This is a genomic window from Kitasatospora sp. NPDC096204 (assembly GCF_044763205.1).
In the GTDB taxonomy this organism is placed as follows: Bacteria; Actinomycetota; Actinomycetes; order Streptomycetales; family Streptomycetaceae; genus Kitasatospora.
Genome location: NZ_JBIWFT010000017.1, coordinates 152,019 through 171,940, shown reverse-complemented (window position 1 = coordinate 171,940; position 19,922 = coordinate 152,019). Strand labels below are relative to the sequence as shown.

17 protein-coding genes are annotated in these 19,922 nt (G+C 72.9%); 6 read left to right on the top strand and 11 right to left on the bottom strand.

All coding sequences use genetic code 11. The annotated features are described in order from the left end of the window. Positions 1 to 183: 183 nt before the first annotated feature. A complete protein-coding gene (locus ACIQ87_RS20670) occupies positions 184 to 3,198 on the bottom strand; it encodes an ATP-binding protein (protein ID WP_402408595.1) in 3,015 nt (1,004 codons plus the stop codon). Positions 3,199 to 3,508: 310 nt separating this feature from the next. Between ACIQ87_RS20670 and ACIQ87_RS20665 the strand changes: the two genes are divergently transcribed. The 3 genes from ACIQ87_RS20665 (at position 3,509) to ACIQ87_RS20655 (ending at position 7,122) form a co-directional block, all read left to right on the top strand. After that, on the top strand, positions 3,509 to 4,456 hold the full coding sequence (locus ACIQ87_RS20665) for a terpene cyclase (protein ID WP_402408592.1): 948 nt from the start codon (positions 3,509 to 3,511) through the stop codon (positions 4,454 to 4,456). Between the two features lie 546 nt (positions 4,457 to 5,002). Continuing rightward, positions 5,003 to 6,526 carry an aldehyde dehydrogenase family protein gene (locus tag ACIQ87_RS20660; protein WP_402408589.1) on the top strand — a complete coding sequence of 508 codons (1,524 nt, stop codon included), beginning with the start codon at positions 5,003 to 5,005 and terminating at the stop codon, positions 6,524 to 6,526. A 272-nt stretch (positions 6,527 to 6,798) separates the two neighbouring features. Further along, positions 6,799 to 7,122, top strand: coding sequence for a nuclear transport factor 2 family protein (locus ACIQ87_RS20655; protein WP_402408587.1), 324 nt, complete (start codon positions 6,799 to 6,801; stop codon positions 7,120 to 7,122). 85 nt (positions 7,123 to 7,207) lie between these two features. Here ACIQ87_RS20655 and ACIQ87_RS20650 read toward each other — a convergent pair whose 3' ends face one another. Then, positions 7,208 to 8,431, bottom strand: a complete 1,224-nt coding sequence (locus ACIQ87_RS20650; RefSeq protein WP_402408644.1) for a serine hydrolase — start codon at positions 8,429 to 8,431, stop codon at positions 7,208 to 7,210. A gap of 121 nt (positions 8,432 to 8,552) precedes the next feature. On the opposite strand from ACIQ87_RS20650, the gene ACIQ87_RS20645 reads away from it, so the two are divergent. From ACIQ87_RS20645 to ACIQ87_RS20635, 3 genes are all read left to right on the top strand, one after another. Continuing rightward, entirely contained in the window at positions 8,553 to 9,092 is a 540-nt protein-coding gene (locus ACIQ87_RS20645) for an NUDIX hydrolase (RefSeq protein WP_402408584.1), read from the top strand. 109 nt (positions 9,093 to 9,201) lie between these two features. Then, positions 9,202 to 10,062, top strand: coding sequence for a TetR/AcrR family transcriptional regulator (locus tag ACIQ87_RS20640; RefSeq protein WP_402408582.1), 861 nt, complete (start codon positions 9,202 to 9,204; stop codon positions 10,060 to 10,062). Between the two features lie 219 nt (positions 10,063 to 10,281). Continuing rightward, the gene (locus ACIQ87_RS20635; protein ID WP_402408580.1) at positions 10,282 to 12,165 is read left to right on the top strand and encodes a hypothetical protein; all 1,884 of its coding nucleotides are present in this window, start codon (positions 10,282 to 10,284) and stop codon (positions 12,163 to 12,165) included. Between the two features lie 148 nt (positions 12,166 to 12,313). Here ACIQ87_RS20635 and ACIQ87_RS20630 read toward each other — a convergent pair whose 3' ends face one another. The 9 genes from ACIQ87_RS20630 to ACIQ87_RS20590 form a co-directional block, all read right to left on the bottom strand. Further along, positions 12,314 to 13,024, bottom strand: coding sequence for a spermidine synthase (locus ACIQ87_RS20630; protein WP_402408578.1), 711 nt, complete (start codon positions 13,022 to 13,024; stop codon positions 12,314 to 12,316). 104 nt (positions 13,025 to 13,128) lie between these two features. Further along, positions 13,129 to 14,262, bottom strand: coding sequence for a YeiH family protein (locus ACIQ87_RS20625; RefSeq protein WP_402408641.1), 1,134 nt, complete (start codon positions 14,260 to 14,262; stop codon positions 13,129 to 13,131). Positions 14,263 to 14,332: 70 nt separating this feature from the next. After that, positions 14,333 to 14,914, bottom strand: a complete 582-nt coding sequence (locus ACIQ87_RS20620) for a cysteine dioxygenase (protein ID WP_392875662.1) — start codon at positions 14,912 to 14,914, stop codon at positions 14,333 to 14,335. Between the two features lie 89 nt (positions 14,915 to 15,003). Next, entirely contained in the window at positions 15,004 to 15,909 is a 906-nt protein-coding gene (locus ACIQ87_RS20615) for a LysR family transcriptional regulator (protein ID WP_402408575.1), read from the bottom strand. 315 nt (positions 15,910 to 16,224) lie between these two features. Beyond that, on the bottom strand, positions 16,225 to 17,094 hold the full coding sequence (locus ACIQ87_RS20610; protein WP_392915169.1) for an amino acid ABC transporter permease: 870 nt from the start codon (positions 17,092 to 17,094) through the stop codon (positions 16,225 to 16,227). Beyond that, the gene (locus ACIQ87_RS20605; protein ID WP_402408572.1) at positions 17,091 to 17,735 is read right to left on the bottom strand and encodes an amino acid ABC transporter permease; all 645 of its coding nucleotides are present in this window, start codon (positions 17,733 to 17,735) and stop codon (positions 17,091 to 17,093) included. Before ACIQ87_RS20605 ends, ACIQ87_RS20610 begins: the two co-directional genes overlap by 4 nt. An 11-nt stretch (positions 17,736 to 17,746) precedes the next feature. After that, complete coding sequence (locus tag ACIQ87_RS20600; RefSeq protein ID WP_402408569.1) at positions 17,747 to 18,628, bottom strand: glutamate ABC transporter substrate-binding protein; 882 nt, start codon at positions 18,626 to 18,628, stop codon at positions 17,747 to 17,749. Between the two features lie 123 nt (positions 18,629 to 18,751). After that, positions 18,752 to 19,480, bottom strand: a complete 729-nt coding sequence (locus tag ACIQ87_RS20595) for an amino acid ABC transporter ATP-binding protein (protein WP_402408639.1) — start codon at positions 19,478 to 19,480, stop codon at positions 18,752 to 18,754. Positions 19,481 to 19,527: 47 nt separating this feature from the next. After that, positions 19,528 to 19,773, bottom strand: coding sequence for a LapA family protein (locus ACIQ87_RS20590; protein ID WP_392875644.1), 246 nt, complete (start codon positions 19,771 to 19,773; stop codon positions 19,528 to 19,530). Positions 19,774 to 19,922 lie beyond the last annotated feature (149 nt).

The following is a 19,922-nucleotide window of genomic DNA, read 5'->3' as shown; positions in this document are numbered from 1 at the left end:
ACGCGCCGCCCCGCGCGCCACCGTCCACCACTTGGGCCCCTGGGCACCCGTCAGGCACCGACTACGCACCCGGCAGGCGCCGTCCCGCCCCCGCCGGGCACCCGCCCGCCCGCGCCCCACCGGGCGCAGCACGCCGCACCCGGCACCGCCCGCCGGCCACCGGCCGCGACGCGCCACCCGCTCCTAGTCGTCCAGGTCCTCCAGCCGGCCCGCGTCCCGCTGCTGCTGCGGCAGCCCGAGCGCCGAGGCCAGCCCGTCCGGCCCGCTGCCCGCCTTGCGGTAGACCGCCGCCAGTCGACGGTTGACCAGGCCGATCGGCACCCCGAGCTCGTCGGCGATCCGCTGCGGCGGCACGCCCTGCACGGCCCGCTGGGCGACCTCCCACTCCGCGGTGCTGAGCGTCTCGATGGTCTCCCGGAAGTCGCGCAGCCCCAGCCGGTTGGGCCGCAGGCCGTAGTTGGCCAGCTCCCGCCGAGCCCGGTCGACCAGCCCCTCCGCGGAGCAGTGCTGGGCCAGTTCGATGCCCTGGTACAGGTACTCCTGGGCGTCGTCCAGCCGTCCGACCCGGCGCAGCGCGGCGCCCAGGTCGACCAGCGCGACGGCGTGCTCGTAGCCGGCCGGGGACTGCCCGAGGTACGTCACGGCGTCCTCCAGCAGCTCGACCGCCGCCTGGCCGTCCTCGATCCTGGCCTGCAGGCGCAGCGCGCTGCCGATCGCCGAGGCGGTGCCGAAGGCGCGGGCGTCCATGACCGCCTGCTGGGCGTACTCGCGGGCCCGCTCGGGCTCGTCGCGCGCGATCGCGATGGCGAGGTGGCCGGCCCAGGGCGCCCAGACGGTGTTGCGCCAGCCGCGGACCTCCAGTTGGGCGCCGGCCTCGGTGAGCGCGGCCGCCGCGCCCGCGTACTTGTCCTTGGCGACCAGCAGCTTGCCGTACAGCGAGGCGGCGTCCGGCAGCACCATGGCCGTCGAGTGGTACGGCGGGTGGAAGCCGAACTCGTTGGCCAGGTTCCAGGCCTCGTCGACCCGGCCGCGGGCGATCAGGGTGTCGACCAGCACGCCGATCGCGTCCCAGGCCAGCGGAAGCTTCTCCCCGATCCGCTCGGAGATGCGGTACGCGCGGCGCAGGAAGTCCTCGGCCTCGGCGAGCAGGCCGCGGCGGAACCGGGCCAGGCCCATCAGGAAGTAGGCGAAGCCCCGGTGGGCGCCGCTCCAACCGGCGATCTCGAACTGGATGATGGCGTCCGCGGCCAGCCTTTCGGCCTGGGCGATGCGGTCGTTGTAGATGTACGTCAGGCCGAGCATCGAGGGCAGTTCGAAGCCCCAGGTGGTGTCGGTCCAGCCGAGGCCCTTGGGGAGCCGGCCGACGTCGAGGACCTCGTCGGCGAGCGCGAGCGCCTCGGCCGAGGGGGCGCCGCGCAGGGTGAGGTCCCAGGCGCGCATGGCGAGTACGGCCCGGTCGGCCGCCTCCCGGCCGCCCAGGTTGCGGCACATCTCGCCGAGCCGGGCGGAGCGGCCGGGGCCGTCCTCCTCGGACTTGCGGAAGGCGTGCCACATGAACGAGGCGGCCTGGAGCCGCTGGCGCGCGGCCGGGTCGGCGGTGAGCTCGGCCTCGTCCTGGCAGACCACGGCGGCCTGGCCCAGCTCACCGGCGTGGGCGAGCACCTCGGAGAGCCGGAAGGTGGCGTCCACGCGCAGTGCGGGGCGCAGCGGCACCTCGTCGGGGTCGAGGGCCAGCTTGAGCTGGTTGACGGTGGCGACGGGGTCGGTGAGCAGTGCGGAGCAGCCGAGTTCGTACAGCACCTCGGCCTTGATCTCGTCGGCGGGCGGCTCGTTGAGCGCGCGGTGCAGACAGCGCTGGGCGGCCTCGGGGGCGCCGATCAGCTGGTGTTCGACGGCGGCGCGGCGCAGCTTCTTGACGATCCGGTCGTCGCCCTCGCCGGAATGGGTCTCGACCAGGTGGCGGGAAGCGGCGAGCAGGCCGAGTCCGGCGTTCTCGATCTCGGCGGCGGCGATGCCGTGCATCCCGAGGCGGGTGGCGTCCGGCATGGTGTTGTAGATGGAGCTGGCGATCAGCGGGTGGACGAACTCCAGGTTCCCGTTGGGGGTCTGGGTCAGCACGCGCTGCTTGCGCAGCTGCTTGATGGCCTCGCGGGCGCCCTCGGTGCTCAGGGTGGAGATCCGGGTGGCGAGGTCGACCCGGATGTCGGTGCCCAGCATCGCGCAGGCCCAGGCGAAGCGCAGGGTGCTGGCGCCGAGCCGGTCCAGCCAGCTCTTGAGGGTCATCCCGGCGGCGTCGACGGCGAGTTCGCGCAGCTGCCGGGAGTTCTCCTCGACGGGTTCGAGCTCCTGCTCGCGGACCTGGTCGAGCAGGGTGTTGGCCTCGAACGGGTTGCCGTTGACGACGTTCCAGAACTCGTAGCAGAAGGCGTCCTCGGCCTTGTCGCCGAGCTCGGCGCGGATCATGTCGGTGACGGAGTTGAGGGAGAGTCGGTTGAGTTCGTGCTTGCGGCCCTTGAGCGCGAGGACGTCCCGGCGGAAGTCCTGGGTCTCGGCGGGCCAGTCGTTCTCGTCCTCCCGGAAGGCGAAGACGAGCAGGACGGGAAGTTCACTCGATCGGATGGCGAACTTGGTCAGCCAGGAGAGTGACTCCCCGTCCGCCCAGTGCAGGTCGTCGACGATCATCACCATCGGGGCGCGGCGCGGCGCGAGCTGGGTGATGACGTAGTCGAGGCCGTCGCGCACGCCCTGCGGGTCGAGGCGGCGGGCGCCGACCTTGGGCTGCTTCAGGCCCATGGCCGGTCCGACGACCTCCTCCCAGGTGCCCATGACCTGGCTGAACACGTCGGGCTTCAGGTCGGTGAGCACGGGCTGGAGCAGCTGGCGCAGCACGTGGTACGGCTCCTTGAACTGCCGTTCGCCACCGCGGGCGAACAGCACGGTGGCGCCGTCGCGGAGCTTGGCGAGCCGCCGGACCTCGTGCAGCAGACTGGTCTTGCCGATGCCGGGGCGGCCGGAGAAGGCGAGCAGGTCACCGATCTCGGTGCCACCGGCGGCGAAGCCGCGGCAGAGCCGGTCGACGGCGGCCTCCACCGAGCGCAGTTCGGCGTCTCGGTCTCGCAGCCGGACCCGGGGCGCGGTGACGTCGCCGTCGGGGGTGGAACCAGCACCCGCCCGAATTGCGTTCTCCTGCTCGGTCACCGTCGTGCCTCCGCCTCGCCCGCTCGCGTCACAGCTCCATCACTGCGTGGAGCCGAGGTTAGCGCCGCACGGACCTTCCCGTGGGGCATTCGTGCAGGCTGGGGCGGACGGTGGGGGTTCGGGCGTACCGTCGAGGGCAATCGCCCTATATCCCTAACGTCCGATCATTGCATCAGATACCCTACGGCCTTCGAGGCGCAGATGATCTTGCGAAATCCGCCCCCAGCACTCGCGCCCCTCCGCGTCAACTCCCCATACCGACAGTGCTCGAATAAGAAGCGCCCCCACCCACCGCTGCACCGGGAGTCCGATGTCTGACGACACATCACTTCAGATTCCGTTCCCGCACCGCCGCAGTCCGCACGGCCAGCGCGCCACCGAACTGCACCGGGACTGGCTGATCCGCCATCCGCTGCTGCCCGACGCCGACCACCCCGGCTACGCGCACTGGGAGGTGGTGGACCTCGCGGCGCTCGGCTACCCGGACGCCGGCCCGGACGAACTCGCCCTGGCCGCCGACCTGATGGGTTTCTACTTCCTCTTCGACGACCAGTTCGACGGCCCGCTCGGCCGCCGCCCCGCCGAGGTGGCCCCGATCTGCGAGCGGCTGATCGCCGTCCTGCACGGCGCCCGCCCCGACCAGGGGTCCCCGGTCGAGACCGCCTTCGCCGACCTGTGGAACCGCAGCGCGCAGGGCATGCCGGCCCGCTGGCAGGCCCGCGCCGCCTACAACTGGGAGTACTACCTGGCCAGTCACCCGGCCGAGGCGGCCGGCCGGATCTCCACCCGGCCACCGGACCGCGACGGCTACCTGGAGCTCCGCCGGGGCACCGCGGCCATGGAGACCATCTTCGACATGGTCGAGCGACTGGGCCAGTTCGAGGTCCCGGCCGCCGTCCTGCACCACCCGGTGCTACGCCAACTCCGCCAGCTGGCGGCCGACATACCGTCACTCAGCAACGACGTGCGCTCCTACCCGCTGGAGGCGCCGCGCGGGGACGTGAACAACCTGGTCATGATCGTCCAGCGGGAGCGGCGCTGCTCGGCCGAGGAGGCCTGCGCCGTGGTCATCGCCGAGGCCCAGCTGATGGTCGACCGCTGCGCCGAGCTGCGCGACAGGCTTCCGGACGTGCACCGCGAGTTGGGCCTCTCCCGGATCGAGGCGACGATCGCCCAGCGGTACGCGGACGGGCTGCTCACCTGGCTGGCCGGCTACCTCAGCTGGGAGGCCCGCACCGGCCGGTACCAGGCGGTCTGACCGGCGCGCGTCCGGAGCCGTCCGACGGGCGTGCGGTGGCGCGCCCCGAGGGTGTCGCCCCTGCCACGCCGAGGCGTGCGGCGGCACGTCACGGGGGTGGTCCCCCCGACGCACGGCGGCGTGCGGCGGCACGCCATGAGGGCTGCCCCGCCTTCCCGCGGCGGCGCGCGACAGCGCATGCGGGGGCGCGACCGCAACACGCGCCCCCGCAGTGATCCGTTCCGGGCCGGCCGCGGTGATCCGCTCCCGAGCAGCCGCGGTGATCCCGTTCCGGCGACGTCCGCGGTGATCCGCACCGGCCCCTCCCGCCCGCGCACCCCCGAGAGCGGCCGGAAGGCGCACCCTCCGTACCGGCCCGGCGCACGGACCGTAGCCGCGCCGGGCGCCCGGCGGCTATCGTGCTCCGCGACGGGCGCCCCCGACGGGGCACCGGTCCCATTGCGTGTCCACACCCTCCGCCGGACCGCCCCCGCCGGGCGGCCCGGCGCGCCGCCCGTGGCCCGAGCCGCACCGGGCGGTGCCCGACGCAGCGAGGAGACACCCAGCATGACGGTCTACCAACCCCCCGGCACCCCCGGCAGCATCGTCGCCTACCGCTCCCGGTACGAGCACTGGATCGGCGGCGGATGGACGCCCCCGCTGCGCGGCGAGTACTTCGGCAACCCGACCCCGGTCACCGGCGAGGTGTTCACCGAGGTCGCCCGCGGCACCGCCGAGGACATCGAGGCCGCCCTGGACGCGGCCCACGCCGCCGCCCCCTCCTGGGGCCGCACCCCGGCCGCCGAGCGGGCGCAGGTCCTGCTGCGGATCGCCGACCGGATGGAAGCGAACCTGGAACAGCTCGCCGTCGCGGAGAGCTGGGAGAACGGCAAGCCGGTGCGCGAGACGCTGGCCGCCGACCTCCCGCTCGCCGTCGACCACCTGCGCTACTTCGCCGGTGCGCTGCGCGCCCAGGAGGGCAGCCTCTCCCAGCTGGACGAGGACACCGTCGCGTACCACTTCCACGAGCCGCTGGGCGTGGTCGGCCAGATCATCCCGTGGAACTTCCCGATCCTGATGGCGATCTGGAAGCTCGCCCCGGCGCTCGCGGCCGGCAACACGGTCGTCCTCAAGCCCGCCGAGCAGACCCCGGCCTCGGTGCTGCTGCTCGCCGAGCTGACCGCCGACCTGCTGCCGCCCGGCGTGGTCAACATCGTCACCGGCTTCGGCGAGGAGGCCGGCGCCCCGCTGGCCGCCAGCACCCGGGTCCGCAAGATCTCCTTCACCGGTGAGACCACCACCGGCCGGCTGATCGCCCGCTCCGCGGCCGACAACCTGATCCCGGTCACGCTGGAGCTCGGCGGCAAGAGCCCCAACGTGTTCTTCTCGGACGTCGCCGCCGCCGACGACGCCTTCTACGACAAGGCCGTCGAGGGCTTCGCGATGTTCGCCCTCAACCAGGGCGAGGTCTGCACCTGCCCCAGCCGCGCGCTGATCGAGTCCCCGGTCTACGAGCGGCTGCTCGGCGACGGACTGGCACGGGTGCGCGCGATGCGCCAGGGCGACCCGCTGGACACCGAGACCCAGGTCGGCGCCCAGGCCAGCGTCGAGCAGCTGAAGAAGATCCTCTCCTACTTCGAGATCGGCCGGGACGAGGGCGCCAAGGTCCTGGTGGGCGGCGAGCGGGCCGACCTCGGCGGCGCGCTGGCCGGCGGCTACTACGTGACGCCGACGGTCTTCGAGGGCGACAACTCGATGCGGGTCTTCCAGGAGGAGATCTTCGGGCCGGTCGTCTCGGTCACCCGCTTCGACGGCTTCGACCACGGCGTCGCCCTCGCCAACGACACCCAGTACGGGCTCGGCGCGGGCGTCTGGACCCGCAGCCTCAACACCGCCCACCGGGCCGGGCGCGCCATCCAGGCGGGCCGGGTCTGGACGAACTGCTACCACGCCTACCCGGCACACGCGGCCTTCGGCGGCTACAAGAACTCCGGCATCGGGCGGGAGAACCACAAGGCGCTCCTGGAGCACTACCAGCAGACCAAGAACCTGCTGGTCAGCTACTCCCCCGACGCGGTCGGCTTCTTCTAGGCCCGGGGCCGTACGACCCGGAAGGAGGGTACGGCCTGCTCAGGTCCGCGCACCGGGGAGGACCGCTCGGGCGGGAAGCGGAGCGGGAGGCCCACCGGGGCCTCCCGCTCCCTCGCCACTCCCCGTGGCGGGCTCCGGGGCGGATCGCCTGTTCAGGGGATCAAAGCACAGGAATGCGGCCGATTCACCGACGCGCCGCCGACATGCCCGGACGGCCCGCGCGAACGCCGTAGACAGGACTCCCCCAACCCCTCACCCTCCCGGGAGTCCCCGTGACCATCGCCACCACCAAGCTCAGCGACCCCGTCGTCCGCGCCGCCGTCACCGCGATCAACGCGGGCGACCGCGAGGCCTTCGTCGGGCTGCTCGCCGAGGACGCGACCATGTCCGACGACGGCTCCGACCGGAACCTGGCGGACTGGATCGACCGCGAGATCTTCACCACCCACGGTCGGATGGACGTCCAGACCGAGTCCGACGGCGGCCGCGCGCTGGTCGCCAACTTCACCAACGACACCTGGGGCGAGATGCGCACCGCCTGGCGCTTCACCGTGGACGGCGGCAAGGTCAGCCGTTTCGAGACCGGCCAGGCCTGAGCCCGGGGCGCGCCTGACGTCCCGCCGGGCACGCGACGCCGACCGTCCGAACGCCGGGCGCGCGACGCCGACCGTCCGACGCGCCCTAGCGGTCCAGCCCCAGGCACCCCCGCACCGCGCGGATCAGGTTCCGCGAGCGGACGTCCCCGGTGACACCCGGCTGCATGCCGTTGGTGACGTAGCCGAAGCCCAGCCCCAGGTCGGGGTCGGCGAAGCCGAGCGACCCGCCCCGGCCCGGGTGGCCGAAGCTCGCCGGGGAGGCCATCGGCGCGGTCGGGCCGTGCCGCCAGAAGCCCAGGCCGAAGGTGGAGTTGACGATCAGCACCCGGTCCGGACCGCTCACCGCCGGCCCGGTCGCGCGCGCCAGCACCTCGGGGCCGAGCAGCGGCGGCAGCAGCGCGCCGGAGCCGTCCGGGCGGTCGGCGGCACCGATCAGCGCCGCGTAGAACCGGGCCAGTGACCGGGCCGTGCCGATCCCGCCGGCGCCGGGGATCTCGGCGGCCTGCACGGCCGGGTCGTTGAGGTCCACGCCGGGGAGCACCGAGGCGAAGGAGCGGGCGGTCAGCGAGGCCGGGTCCTGGTAGGCGTCCCGGACGGACTGCTTGGGCCGCAGCCGCAGCCCGCTCGGACCGGTCCTGGCCGCCTCCGGGGCCGGCAGGTCGACCAGCTTGCCGACCCTGGGCGCGGCGCCGGCCGGCAGCCCGATCCACAGGTCCAGCCCCAGCGGCCGGGCGACCTCCTCGGCGAAGTACCGGCCTATCGTCCGACCGCTCACCCTGCGCACCACCTCGCCGACCAGCCAGCCGAAGGTGTACGGGTGGTAGCCGTGCGCGGTGCCGGGCTCCCAGGCGGGCGCCTGCGCGGCGACGGCGGCGGCCGCGCGCTCCCAGGTGAGCACGTCCTCCAGCCGCAGCGGCACGTCCAGCGCGGGCACCCCGGCCTGGTGCGAGAGCAGCCAGCTCACCGGTACCCGGCCCTTGCCGGCCTCCGCGAACTCCGGCCAGTACGAGGCGACCGGGGCGTCCAGGTCGAGCAGGCCTCGCTCGGCCAGCAGCAGCGCGGTGGTGGCGGTCAGGCCCTTGGTGACCGAGCGCAGCACCTGCGCGGTGTCCGCCGTCCACGGCACCGCGGGCGCCGGACGGCCGCCGACCTCGGGCCGGGCGTCGCCGCCCCACAGGTCGACCACCTTGCGGCCGCGCACGTACAGCGCGAAGGCCGCGCCGAGCTCGCCGTAGTCGGCGAAGTTGCGGACGAAGGCCGCCCGTACGGGCTCGAACCCCTCGGCCGTCTCGCCCCAGATCTCCACCACCGCGCGCCGCCCTCGACCAGTTCCGTTGTTTCCCGTGCCGCTCACGTTCGTTCTCGATGTCATTCGACCGTCTTCGACCGAACTCGTTCGAACCGAGCCCGGAAACCCTAACCTGTCCCCCATGACCAAACCTGCCGAGGAACTGCTGGACGTCGTCGACGAGCACGATCGCGTGATCGGAACCGCCGCGCGCGGCGAGGTGTACCGGCGCGGGCTCACCCACCGCTGTGTCTTCATCCTGGTCCGCGACCCGGCCGGACGGATCTTCGTCCACCGCCGCACCGACACCAAGCTGTTCGCCCCCGGCGCGTACGACATGTTCGTCGGCGGCGTGGTCGGCTCCGGCGAGACCTACGCCGAGGCCGCCGTCCGCGAGGCCGAGGAGGAGCTCGGCGTCCACGGCATCGCCCCGCGCCCCCTGTTCAAGTTCCTCTTCGAGCAGGACCGGTTCGAGCAGGACGGGTTCGATCAGGACCGGCTCTCCTGGTGGTGCGACATGTACGAGGCCGAGTGGGACGGCCCGGTCTCCCCCCAGGAGTCCGAGGTCGCCTGGCACGCCTGGCTCACCCCCGCCGAACTCGCCGACCGCCTCACCCGTGACTCCTTCGTCCCCGACGGCGTCGAGGCCTACCGCCGCTACCTGGACCTCCGCTCCGCCTAGAGGGCCTGTCCGGCCCGCCGCGACCGCGGGGCTCGGGAGCTGTGCGCGGGCGGTCCGCGCCGGGCCCCTGGCTCCACCGGAGGGCCCTCGACGAACTAGGGTGGCGCGCATGGCCTCCCGTACGCCGTCGCCGACGGCCGACCACGCAGCACGGACCTCCGCAGCCGCCGGCGCCGGCGGCTCCGCCCGGCCGGCGGGTGAGCGGCCGCGCCGGCGGCTGAGCGTGGACGAGCGGCGGGAGCAACTGATCGCCGTGGCGCTGGAACTGTTCGCCCGGCGCCCGCCGGAGGAGGTGTCGATCGACGACATCGCCGCCGCCGCGGGCGCCTCCCGGCCGCTGGTGTACCACTACTTCCCCGGCAAGCAGGCGCTGTACGAGGAGTCGCTGCGGCGGGCCGGGAAGGAGCTGTCGGCCCGGTTCGAGGAGCCGATGGAAGGGCCGCTGTCGGAGCGGCTGCACCGGGTGATGGGCCGCTACCTGGACTTCGTGCAGAGCCACGGGCCGGGCTTCGCCGCACTGCTGCGCGGCGGCTCGGTGGCGGCCAGCGCGGGCACCTCGGCGGTGATCGACGAGGTGCGCCGGGCCGCGCAGGAGCAGATCCTGGCCCACCTGGCGATCCCCGCGCCGAGTGTCGGGCTGCGGCTGACCGTCCGGGCCTGGATCGCCAACGCCGAGATCACCTCGCTGGAGTGGCTGGCCGAACGCTCGGTGCCACTGGAGGAGCTCCAGCTGCACCTGGTGCAGGAGTTCGTCGCGGCGCTCACCCTCACCGCCGCCCGCGAGCCGGCTCTCGCCGCCGAACTGGCCTCCTTCTTCGCCGACGAGCGCCCGGACGGCCCGACCGGGCGCCTGGTGCGGGACCTCGCGGGACTGTTCGCCGTGCCCGGGATCGTCGAGACGGTCACCGCGCTCGCCGCCGGCCGCCCTCACGACGGGTCCGCGCAGGCCGGCGGAGCCGCCGCCGAGTGACCGGAGCAGTCCCCGGAGCAATCGCCGGGTCGGTTACCGGGGAGGGGCCGAGGTCGTCGCCACGACGACCGTCCGCGTGATCATCGGGTCATCCTGCGGTTCGGTCCTGACGGTGGGCTCTGATAGGAATGAGCAGGGATCTGACGGCACGCCGCCGCGGCGCGCCCGGTCCCACTCGAACCACCGACGGCAGACGGAGCAGAGCGGGGGGCTCACCAGGTGACCCAGGACGTCCAGTTCAGTGTGGAGGCCAACCCCTTCGCGGCAGCGGAGCAGGTCTGCGCGACCCTCGGCACCCTCACCGACGCCCTCTTCGACGAGCACACCTCGCGCCACCCGGCGGCCTCGCTGAGCGCCCCGCGGACGGGCGAACACCCGGCCGGCGAGGCCCTGTTCGGCCTGCCGCTGGCCCCCAACGGCCCGGTGCACACCGCCGTCGACCGGCTCGGCACGGTGACCACCGCGGGCACCGCCCGCTCCGGCACCGGCGCACGGCTCACCGACCGGGTGGTCGCCGCGCTCCAGACCCGCTACGGCGCAGGCGCGGTGCGCGGTGCCATCGCCGACCGGGGCACCACCTCGGCCGCGCTGTTCCAGCTCCCGGTCACCGGCGAGTTCGCCGACGCCAAGCTGCGTCCGCCGTTCGCCCCCGCGCTGGCCGCGCTGGCGGCCGGGCAGCAGACCCGTCAGCCGGTCGAACTGCCCACCGGCGCGGGCGCCGAGGTCCGGCTGGTCGTGCCGCCCGGCTTCCACTCGCTGACCTCCCCGGACGGTCCGCCCGGCGTCTGCGCCCGGGCGGTGCCCCCGCTGCCCGAGGGCGCGGACCGGACCGGCGCCGCCACGGCCACCGTGGCGGCCGCCGACGAACTGGCCCGGCACCTGGCCGAGGTCGCCGAGGAACTGTTCAGCGCCACCGGCCCGGAGCCCCGGCGCGACTTCGCGGTGATCTCCGCCACCCTGGCCGACCTGATCCGCGACGCGGGAGTCGTCTACGCCGGCGTCTGCGCCCTGGAGCTGGACGGCCGCGGCTCGGACGCCACCCTCGTCGTCTCGCTCGCCCGGCACCCGCTGCCGATCACCGCGCTCGCCACCGAGCTGGCCACCGTCCGGCGGCATGCCGAGGTGTGGACCGTCCTGCTGCCGGCCGGGCCGGCCGCCGTCCTGGTCGAGGGCCGGACCGTCCCGGTGCCCGGCCCGCTGGCCGCCGACGGGCAGCGGCGCTGGGTGGTCACCTCGGCCGTCCAGGCCTTCGTCCCGCTGCCGGACGGCGGGACGGTGCTGTGCGCCCAGCTGTCCACGGCACGGCCGGAGGACTGGGAGCTGTACACGGAGGCGTTCGCGGAGCTGCTGAAGAGCATCCAGTTCGGCTGGGACGGCGTACCGGCCGCGGTGGGCACCGTGCCGGCCCAGGCGCCTGCTCCGGCTCCAGCTCCCCTTCCTGAGCCCGAGTCTGTGTCTGTTCCTGCGCCCGTTCCTGTGCCTGTTCCTGCGCCCGCCTCCGTCGAGGAGGAGCCGGCGGAGAAGCCCGTGCACCTGCGTGGCACGCCGGTACGGGTGCCTCCCGCGGACTTCAACCCCTTCGCGCCGGTGGCGGAGGCCCCCGCCGCCGGTGGGGAGGAGACGGCGCAGGATGCCGCGGACAGGCCGAAGGGCACCCCGGTGATGGTCCCGCCGCCGGACTTCGACCCCTTCGCCATGGACGGCTACGCGGACTCGTCGAGCGACTCGCCCGCCACCCAGCCCTCCGCCGCCGCTCCGATCGCCGACCCGTTCGGCACCACGGTCGCGGCCGAGCAGAAGGCCGATCCGTTCGGCACCGCCCTGCCCGCCCAGGGCCCGGCCGTGCCGCCACCGCCCTCGACCCCGCCCGCCATCCCGGCCCAGGCCCCGCCCGCCGCAGCGGAAACGACGGACCAGGGTTCGGGGCAGCCCGCGGACGCCCAGGAGCCGACCCCGCGCAAGGGCACCCCGGTGATGGTCCCGCCGCCGGACTTCAACCCCTTCGCCATGGACGGCTACGCGGACTCGTCGGCGGCCGAACCGGAGCCGGCGGACGAGACGGACGAAGCGAACTCCGCACCGGAGAACCGCCCGTTCGGCTGAGCGACAACTGCCAGGCGACAGCTGACAAGTTTCAGGTTTCAGGTTTCAGGTTTCAGCGAACGAAATCTGAAATCTGTCACCTGTCCGTTGTCATCCGTCCGCACTCGCCGCCCGGTCGCGCTCGCCCCACTTCGACCCGGCCCCGCCCTCAATCCGCCCGCCGGGCCAGGTGCACCACGTCCGGCACCCCCCGGGCCACCGGGATCTCGTGCGTCACCACGTCCGTGAATCCCACCGCCCGCAGCGCCTCCTCGAAGGCCCGCGAGGGCTGGGCACTCCACACGGCCAGCACCCCTCCCGACCGCAGGCGGTGCCACAGCACCGCGAGCCCGTCCGCGCCGTACAGCCCGTCGTTGGATTCGGTGACGGTCCAGTCCGGTCCGTTGTCGATGTCCAGGCACAGGGCGTCGTAGCGCTCGCCGTCCGCCGCCGCGAGGTACTCCAGCAGGTCCGTGTGGAGCACCTCGACCCGCTCGTCGTCCAGGGCGCCGTCCGAGAAGGCACCGAGCGGGCCGGCCCGGTGCCAGTCGATGATCGCGGTCTCCCGCTCGACGACGGCGATCCGCCCCCAGCGCGGCTCGGCCGCCGCGTACGCCAGCGAGAAGCCGACCCCGAGGCCCCCGATCAACACCGACGGACGCTCGGCCGGGCAGCCCGTACGGTCCAGCTCGTCCAGCGCCGCCTGGATGAGCAGCCGCTCCGAGCGCCCGTCGGCGGTGTCCATCAGGAAGCAGCCGTTGGCGATGATCTCGAAGTCCCGACCGCGTTGCCGGAGCACCACTTCGCCGTACGGGCCCTCCCGCCGGTCGAGCGTGACAACGGCCTCGTGGCCGTCGCGTTCGGGCGGTGCGGTGGTCATCCGTCCTCCTTGGCGGACTCGGGCGAACTCGGCTGCGGGGCCGCCCCCCTTGCGGGGCGGGGCAGGCACCCGCCCGACAATAGCCGAGTCCGCGTCCGGGCCCGTCAGTTCGTGACCAGCACCCCCGCGTACGAGACGCCCGCGACGACCACCCAGGATCCGAGCCCGAGCAGGGCGATCCGCCCGCCGGTGCGGGCCATGGTCGGCAGGTGGACCGCGCTGCCGAGACCGAACAGCGCTGCGGCCAACAGCAGTTCCTGGGCGTCCGCGGCCAGTCCGAGCGCCCGCTCGGGCAGCACTCCGGTGGTCCGCAGGACGATCATCGCGAGGAACCCCGCCACGAACAGCGGCACGATCGGCGGACGGCTGCCGGCCTTCACCGACTTCTCACCAGGCTTCTCACCCGACTTCCCACCCGCACCGTCGCCCGCCCCGCCGACCGCGGAAGCCCCCACCGGGCCACCCACCGAAGCCCCCACCGGGACCTCCGCCGTAGCCGAAACCGGAACCGAAGCCGCCACCCGCGCCGCCCGCAGGTTCCGCCGGACCATCACGGCGACCCCCGCGACCAGCGGCGCCAGCAGCACCACGCGCATCAGCTTGACCAGCACCGCCTCCCGCAGCGCCCCCGGCCCGCCGGTCTGCGCGGTGGCGACCACCTGCCCGACGTCGTGCACGCTCGCCCCGACCCAGCGCCCGAACTCCAACTCGCCGAGCCCGAGCGGGTGCTGGAGCAGCGGGAGCACGGCGATCGCCAGCGTCCCGCACAGGGTGACCAGCGCCACCGAGGCCGCGACGTCCTCCTCCTCACTGCCCGCCGCCTGGCTGACCGCGCCGATCGCCGAGGCCCCGCAGATCGAGTAGCCGGTGGCGACCAGCAGCGGCTGGTCCCCCGGCAGGCCGAGCCGCCGGCCCAGCCAGAGCGTCCCCGCGAAGGTGGCCGCGACCACGGCGAGCACCATGGCGACGGTGGCCCAGCCGAGGCCGAGCACGTCGTCCAGGCTGAGCTTGAGCCCGAGCAGGACGATCCCGAGCCGCATCAGCCGCTTCCCGGCCGTGGACAGCCCCGGCCGGGCGATCCCGCGGACCACCGGGCGCAATCCCGGCAGGTGGGCCGCCACCATGCCGAGCACGACGGCGGCGGTGAGCTCGGGCACGGCCGGTACCAGCGCGTGGACGCCCAGCGCGGCGGCCACTCCGAGGGCCGCGAGCAGCAGCCCGGGGGCGTCCCCGCGCATCGGGGGCAGCGAACGGGTACGGGCGGCGCGGTGCCGGAGCGTCTGCCGAAAGGTCAGTGCCACGCCGCGCTCACTGCTGCCGGTCGGCGGGCAGTCGGTAGACCCGCCGGATGCTGGTGCCGAGCCGCGAGACGTCCGCGCCGTAGACGTGGATGGAGATCGCCGTGCTGCTACAGGAGTTGCGCACCAGGTGGATGTCGCCGGGCGGCGCGAAAGCGGCCACGGTGCCGGCCGGGCCGGCCACGTGCTCGGTCTCGACCAGTCGGGCGGTGGGGCCCTCGGAGACCAGCCGGTAGCGGGTCTCACTCTCCTGTCCCTGGTGGACGCCGGCCACGCACCAGGAGACGTGGTCGTGGATCGGGGTCTGCTGTCCGGGCAGCCAGACCAGGGCGACGACGGAGAAGCTGCCGTCCTCCTCGGCGTGCAGGACGTGCTGGCGGTAGCGCTGCGGGTCACCCTCGCGCTGAGCGGCGGTGAGCAGCGCGTCCGGTCCGTCCGGATCGGCGTGCAGGTGCGGGGCGAGGCGTTCGCCGACCAGGTAGGCGGTGAGCTCCGGCGGGAGCCCGCGGTCCACGACGGCGCGGATCTCACTGATCAGCGCGGTCATCCGCTCGGTGAGTCGGCCGCTGCCGACCGTGGCTGAGGGTGTCATCCCCACAGGTTCGAACGGATCGACCTATCACGTCCAAGGAGGGTTCGTAAGCAACCTCCCCATCAACACTTATATGTCGGTCGGGCTGCTCAGCACCCGACCCGGCTCGCCGCCGCCTGTCGCAGGTGGTCCAGCACCAGTGCGGTGGCCGGGATCCGGCGGTGCTCGCGCAGCACGTACGCGCTCACCTGCCGCCGCAGGTGCGGTTCGACGGCCCGCCCGGTGACCTTGCGGTGGCACATGAAGGAGAGCACCAGCGCCGGCATCAGCGCGATCCCGACCCCGGCGGCAACGAGCGACTGCACCGCGAGGTTGTCGTCGGTGGAGAACACGATGTCCGGCGCGAAACCCTCCTCCGCGCAGACGTGCAGCAGGTTGGCCCGACAGCGCGGACAGCCGGCGATCCAGCGTTCGCCGCCGAGGTCGGCCAGCCGTACGGCGTGCCGGCGGCCGAGCGGGTGCCCGACCGGCAGCAGCACCGTGAGCAGGTCCTCCATCAGCGGGATCTCGTCCAGGCCCTCCGGCACCTCGGTGGCCCCGCCCGGGTAGCGGAAGGCCAGCGCGATGTCGCACTCCCCGCGCAGCAGTCGCTGGACGGAGTCCGGCGGCTCGGCCTCCAGCAGCTCCACCCGCACGCCCGGATGCTCGGCCAGCAGCCGGGCCATCGCCTCGGGTATCAGGGTGGCGTTGGCGCTGGGGAAGGCGCAGACCCGCACCCGCCCGGCGCGCAGCCGGGCGAGCGCGGCGAGCTGCTGCTGGGCGGCCGACATGCTGCCGAGGATCAGCTCGGCGTGCCGGGAGAGCGCCTCACCTGCCTCGGTGAGCCGCAGTCCGCGCCCCGCCCGGGTGAAGAGCGGAACGCCGACGGTGCGTTCGAGCGCCTTCATCTGCTGGGTGATGGCGGGCTGGGTGTAGCCGAGTTCGCGGGCGGCGGCCGAGTAGGAGCCGGCCCGGACGACCTCGTGGAACGTCCTGATGTGCCGCGAATCGAACACCGGCTCCATGATCCCTCCCACCCGCTCGTCCACCTTCGGCAGCCCGCTCCGGCCACGCGCCGACCACCGTTCGGCCGTGCCGCAGCCGTGCTTCGGCCGCGTCCGGGCGCGTTCGGGCGCGTTCTGGCGCCCGAGAATCATAAGAGGAATTTGGAGGTATCGACCCCGACCCCACCCGCACCTATGGTTCAGCCCCGAACCGGCCTGCTCAGGACCGCACCTTCCCGGCGCCGCATCTCGGTGCCGCACCTTCTCGGTACCGCACCTTCTCGGGTACCGATCCTTCTCAGTGCCGCACCGTCTCGTACCGCACCGTCACTGCTGCGCCGAGGGCGGCAGCCCCATCGCCACCCCGGCCTTGACCACCGGCGCCCCGCCGCGCACGCTCGGGCTGCGCCGGCTGCGCCGTTCCACGAAGCGGGCGAGCCAGGAGAGCAGCAGACACATGCCGATGTAGATCGGCGCGATCACCATGACCACCGGGATGAACGGCAGGTCGTAGTCCAGGTTGGTGGCGATCAGCTTGCCCGCGTGCAGGAACTCCTCGTAGGTGATCAGGAACCCCAGCGAGGTGTCCTTGAGCGCGACCACCAGTTGGCTGATGATGGCCGGCAGCATCGCCCGGTTGGCCTGCGGCACCAGGACGTAGGACATCACCTGGGTCTTGCGCATGCCGAGCGCGTACGCCGCCTCCCGCTGCCCCTTGGGCACGGCGAGCACGCCGGCCCGGAACACCTCGGCCAGTACCGAGCCGTTGTAGAGCACCAGGCCGGCCACCAGCGCCCAGAGCGGCTGCACCTTGAGCGCGACGAAGACGAAGAAGATCATCACCAGCACCGGCATGGCCCGGAAGAACTCCACCACCAGGGTGGCGAACCAGCGCACCACCCGGTGGTCGGAGAGCCGCCCGGCCGCGAACAGCGCGCCGAAGGGCAGCGCGAACAGCACCGTCCAGCCGAAGGCCTTGAGGGTGTTGCCGAGCCCGCGCAGCAGCAGCTCCTGCACGCCCCGGTACTCGAAGGCCATCCACTTCTCGTACGTGAACTGCTGGGTGTGGAACATCATGTAGACGACCCAGCCGATCAGCGCCGCGATCAGCAGCAGCGCGATCCCGCCGTACAGCCGGTGCCGGGCGAGCGCCTTCGGACCGGGGATGTCGTACAGCGCCGAGGATTCAACGGTCATCGGGACACCGCCACTCGTCGTTCCAGCAGGTTGAAGACGGCGCTGATGGCCAGGGTGATGATCAGGTAACCGACGGCGATCCAGACGAAGGTCCAGACGATGCTGTAGCCCAGCTCGTTGATGGTCCGGTAGGTGCCCAGCAGTTCGGTGACACTGAACGAACCGGCGATCGCCGTGTTCTTCGCCAGCGCGATCATCACGCTGCCGAGTGGTGCCACCACCGAGCGGTACGCCTGCGGCAGCACCACCAGACCCATCGTCTGCCCGAAGCTCATGCCGAGGCTGCGGGCCGCCTCACCCTGCCCGGTCGGCACCGTGTTGATGCCCGAGCGCATCGACTCGCAGACGAAGGCCGAGGTGTAGCAGCCCAGCGCCAGCACCGCGAAGGTGTAGAAGGGCAGGGTGATGTTGAACCGGGGCAGCCCCAGCACCACGATGAAGAACAGCAGCGTCAGCGGCGTGTTGCGCAGCACCGTCACCCACAGCGTCCCGAACACCCGCAGCGGCTTGACCGGCGAGACCCGGAAGCCCGCGACCAGCACGCCCAGCACCAGCGCCAGCACGGCGCTCACCACGAACAGCGAGAGCGTGCCGAGGAAGCCCTCCCAGTAGGTCGACCAGTTGTCGATCAGCGTCTTCACGGCGTGGCCTCTCAGTACCGGTCGATCTGCGGCGGGGTCGGCGCCGGCTCCCCGGAGAGGCCCAGGGTCGCCTCGAAGGCCCTCTGCCAGTCGCCGTTCTGCATGTGGTGCTCCAGCGCGTCGTTGATCGCGCCGCGCAGCACGGTGTCCTCCTTCGGCACCCCGATCCCGTACGGCTCGGTGGAGAACAGCGGTCCGACCACCTTGAGCTCGTCCGGCACCTTGGCCGCGTAGCCGAGCAGGATCGCGTTGTCCGTGGTCACCGCGTCGACCTGGTTGGTGATCAGGTTGTCGACGCAGGCCGAGTAGGTGTCGTAGCCGATCAGCTTGGCCTTCGGGAACTGCGACTGGATCCGCTGGTACGGCGTCGAACCGGCCGCCGAGCAGACCTTCTTGCCGTCCAGGTCCTCCGGGCCGTGGATGGTGTCGTTGTTCTTGCGCACCAGCAGCGACTGCCCGGCGATGAAGTACGGGCCGGCGAAGCCGACCAGTTTCTTCCGGTTCTCGTTGATGGTGTACGTGCCGACGTAGTAGTCCACCTGGCCGTTCTGCAGGGCGGTCTCGCGGTTCGCCGAGGCGATGGTCTTGAACTGGATCCGGTCCGGCGGGAAGCCCAGCGAGGCGCCGACCATCTTGGCGATCTCGATGTCGAAGCCGGAGTACTCGCCGGTGGCCGGGTTCTTCTGGCCCAGGTACGGCTGGTCCTCCTTGGCGCCGACCACCAGGTGGCCCCGGCTGCGGGCGGCGTCCAGGGTCGGCGAGCCGGTGATCGCGGAGGCGTCCTGCACCTGGTAGGTGGGCAGCGCGCTGGGCTGCGGGCCCTTGGGCGGCGGGGTGCCGGGCTTGCCGCAGCCCGCCAGCAGCGCGGTGAGCAGCAGGACGGCGGCGAGCACCCGCCTCCCTGCCCGCGGCACCGGCCTCGTCACCGACGTCGTCGCGGGCCTCGCGACCGGCGGCACCACGGACGCCGTCACCGGCCTCGTCACGGGCGTCGTCTCACGGTTCACGGCGCCGCCTCAGTGCTTCAGGATCTTGGAGAGGAAGTCCCGGGCGCGATCGCTCTCAGGAGCGCTGAAGAAGTCCTCCGGGGCGCGGTCCTCGACGATCCGGCCGTCGGCCATGAACACCACCCGGTTCGCGGAGGCCCGGGCGAAGCCCATCTCGTGGGTGACCACGACCATCGTCATGCCCTCGCTCGCGAGCTGGCGCATGACGTCCAGCACCTCGTTGATCATCTCGGGGTCGAGTGCCGAGGTGGGCTCGTCGAACAGCAGCGCCTTGGGCTCCATCGCCAGCGCGCGGGCGATCGCGACCCGCTGCTGCTGCCCGCCGGAGAGCTGCGCCGGGTACTTGGCGGCCTGCGAGGCGAGGCCCACCCGCTCCAGCAGCGCGCGGGACTTCTCGTCGGCCTCGGCCCTGGGCCGCCCGCGGACCTTGATCTGCGCGAGCGAGACGTTCTGCAGCACGGTCTTGTGCGCGAACAGGTTGAAGGACTGGAACACCATGCCGACCTCGGCCCGCAGCCTGGCCAGGCCCTTGCCCTCCTCGGGCAGCGGCTCGCCGTCGATCAGGATGGTGCCATCCTCGATCGGCTCCAGCCGGTTGATCGCCCGGCAGAGGGTGGACTTGCCGGAACCGGACGGTCCGATGACCACCACGACCTCGCCGCGCCCGACCGTCAGGTCGATGTCCTGGAGGACGTGCAGGTCCCCGAAGTGCTTGTTGACCCCGCGCACCTCGATCAGCGGGGTGAAGGCCGAGGCGCCGGTCGGGGCCGGCCCGGAGGCCGTGGTCACTTGCTGCGCCGTCCCTTCAACAGCCAGCCCAGTGCGACGCCCGCGATCAGCGTGGCCAGCAGCGCGATCCAGAGCGGCGCGGTGACGGTGAAGACCCAGAACTGGATCTGCACCCTGTCGAGGTTGGCGAACAGGAACCACACGGCGAGGACGACGATGACGCCGATCCCGATGTAGCGCGTGGGAATCCCACCGATCTCACCGCGGGAGGAGCGGGACGAGCCGTCTGAAATCTTGGTCACCGGAGCAGTCTGCGGGCCGGACAGCCGATTTGCCCGATTACGCGCCATTCCGGGCCGGGGAGTAACCCGTACGGGGTAATCGAGCCCCGTACGGGTTTGGAAGCTCTCCGACAGCTTCCCGACAGCTCTCCGGAAGCCCTCCGGCCCGG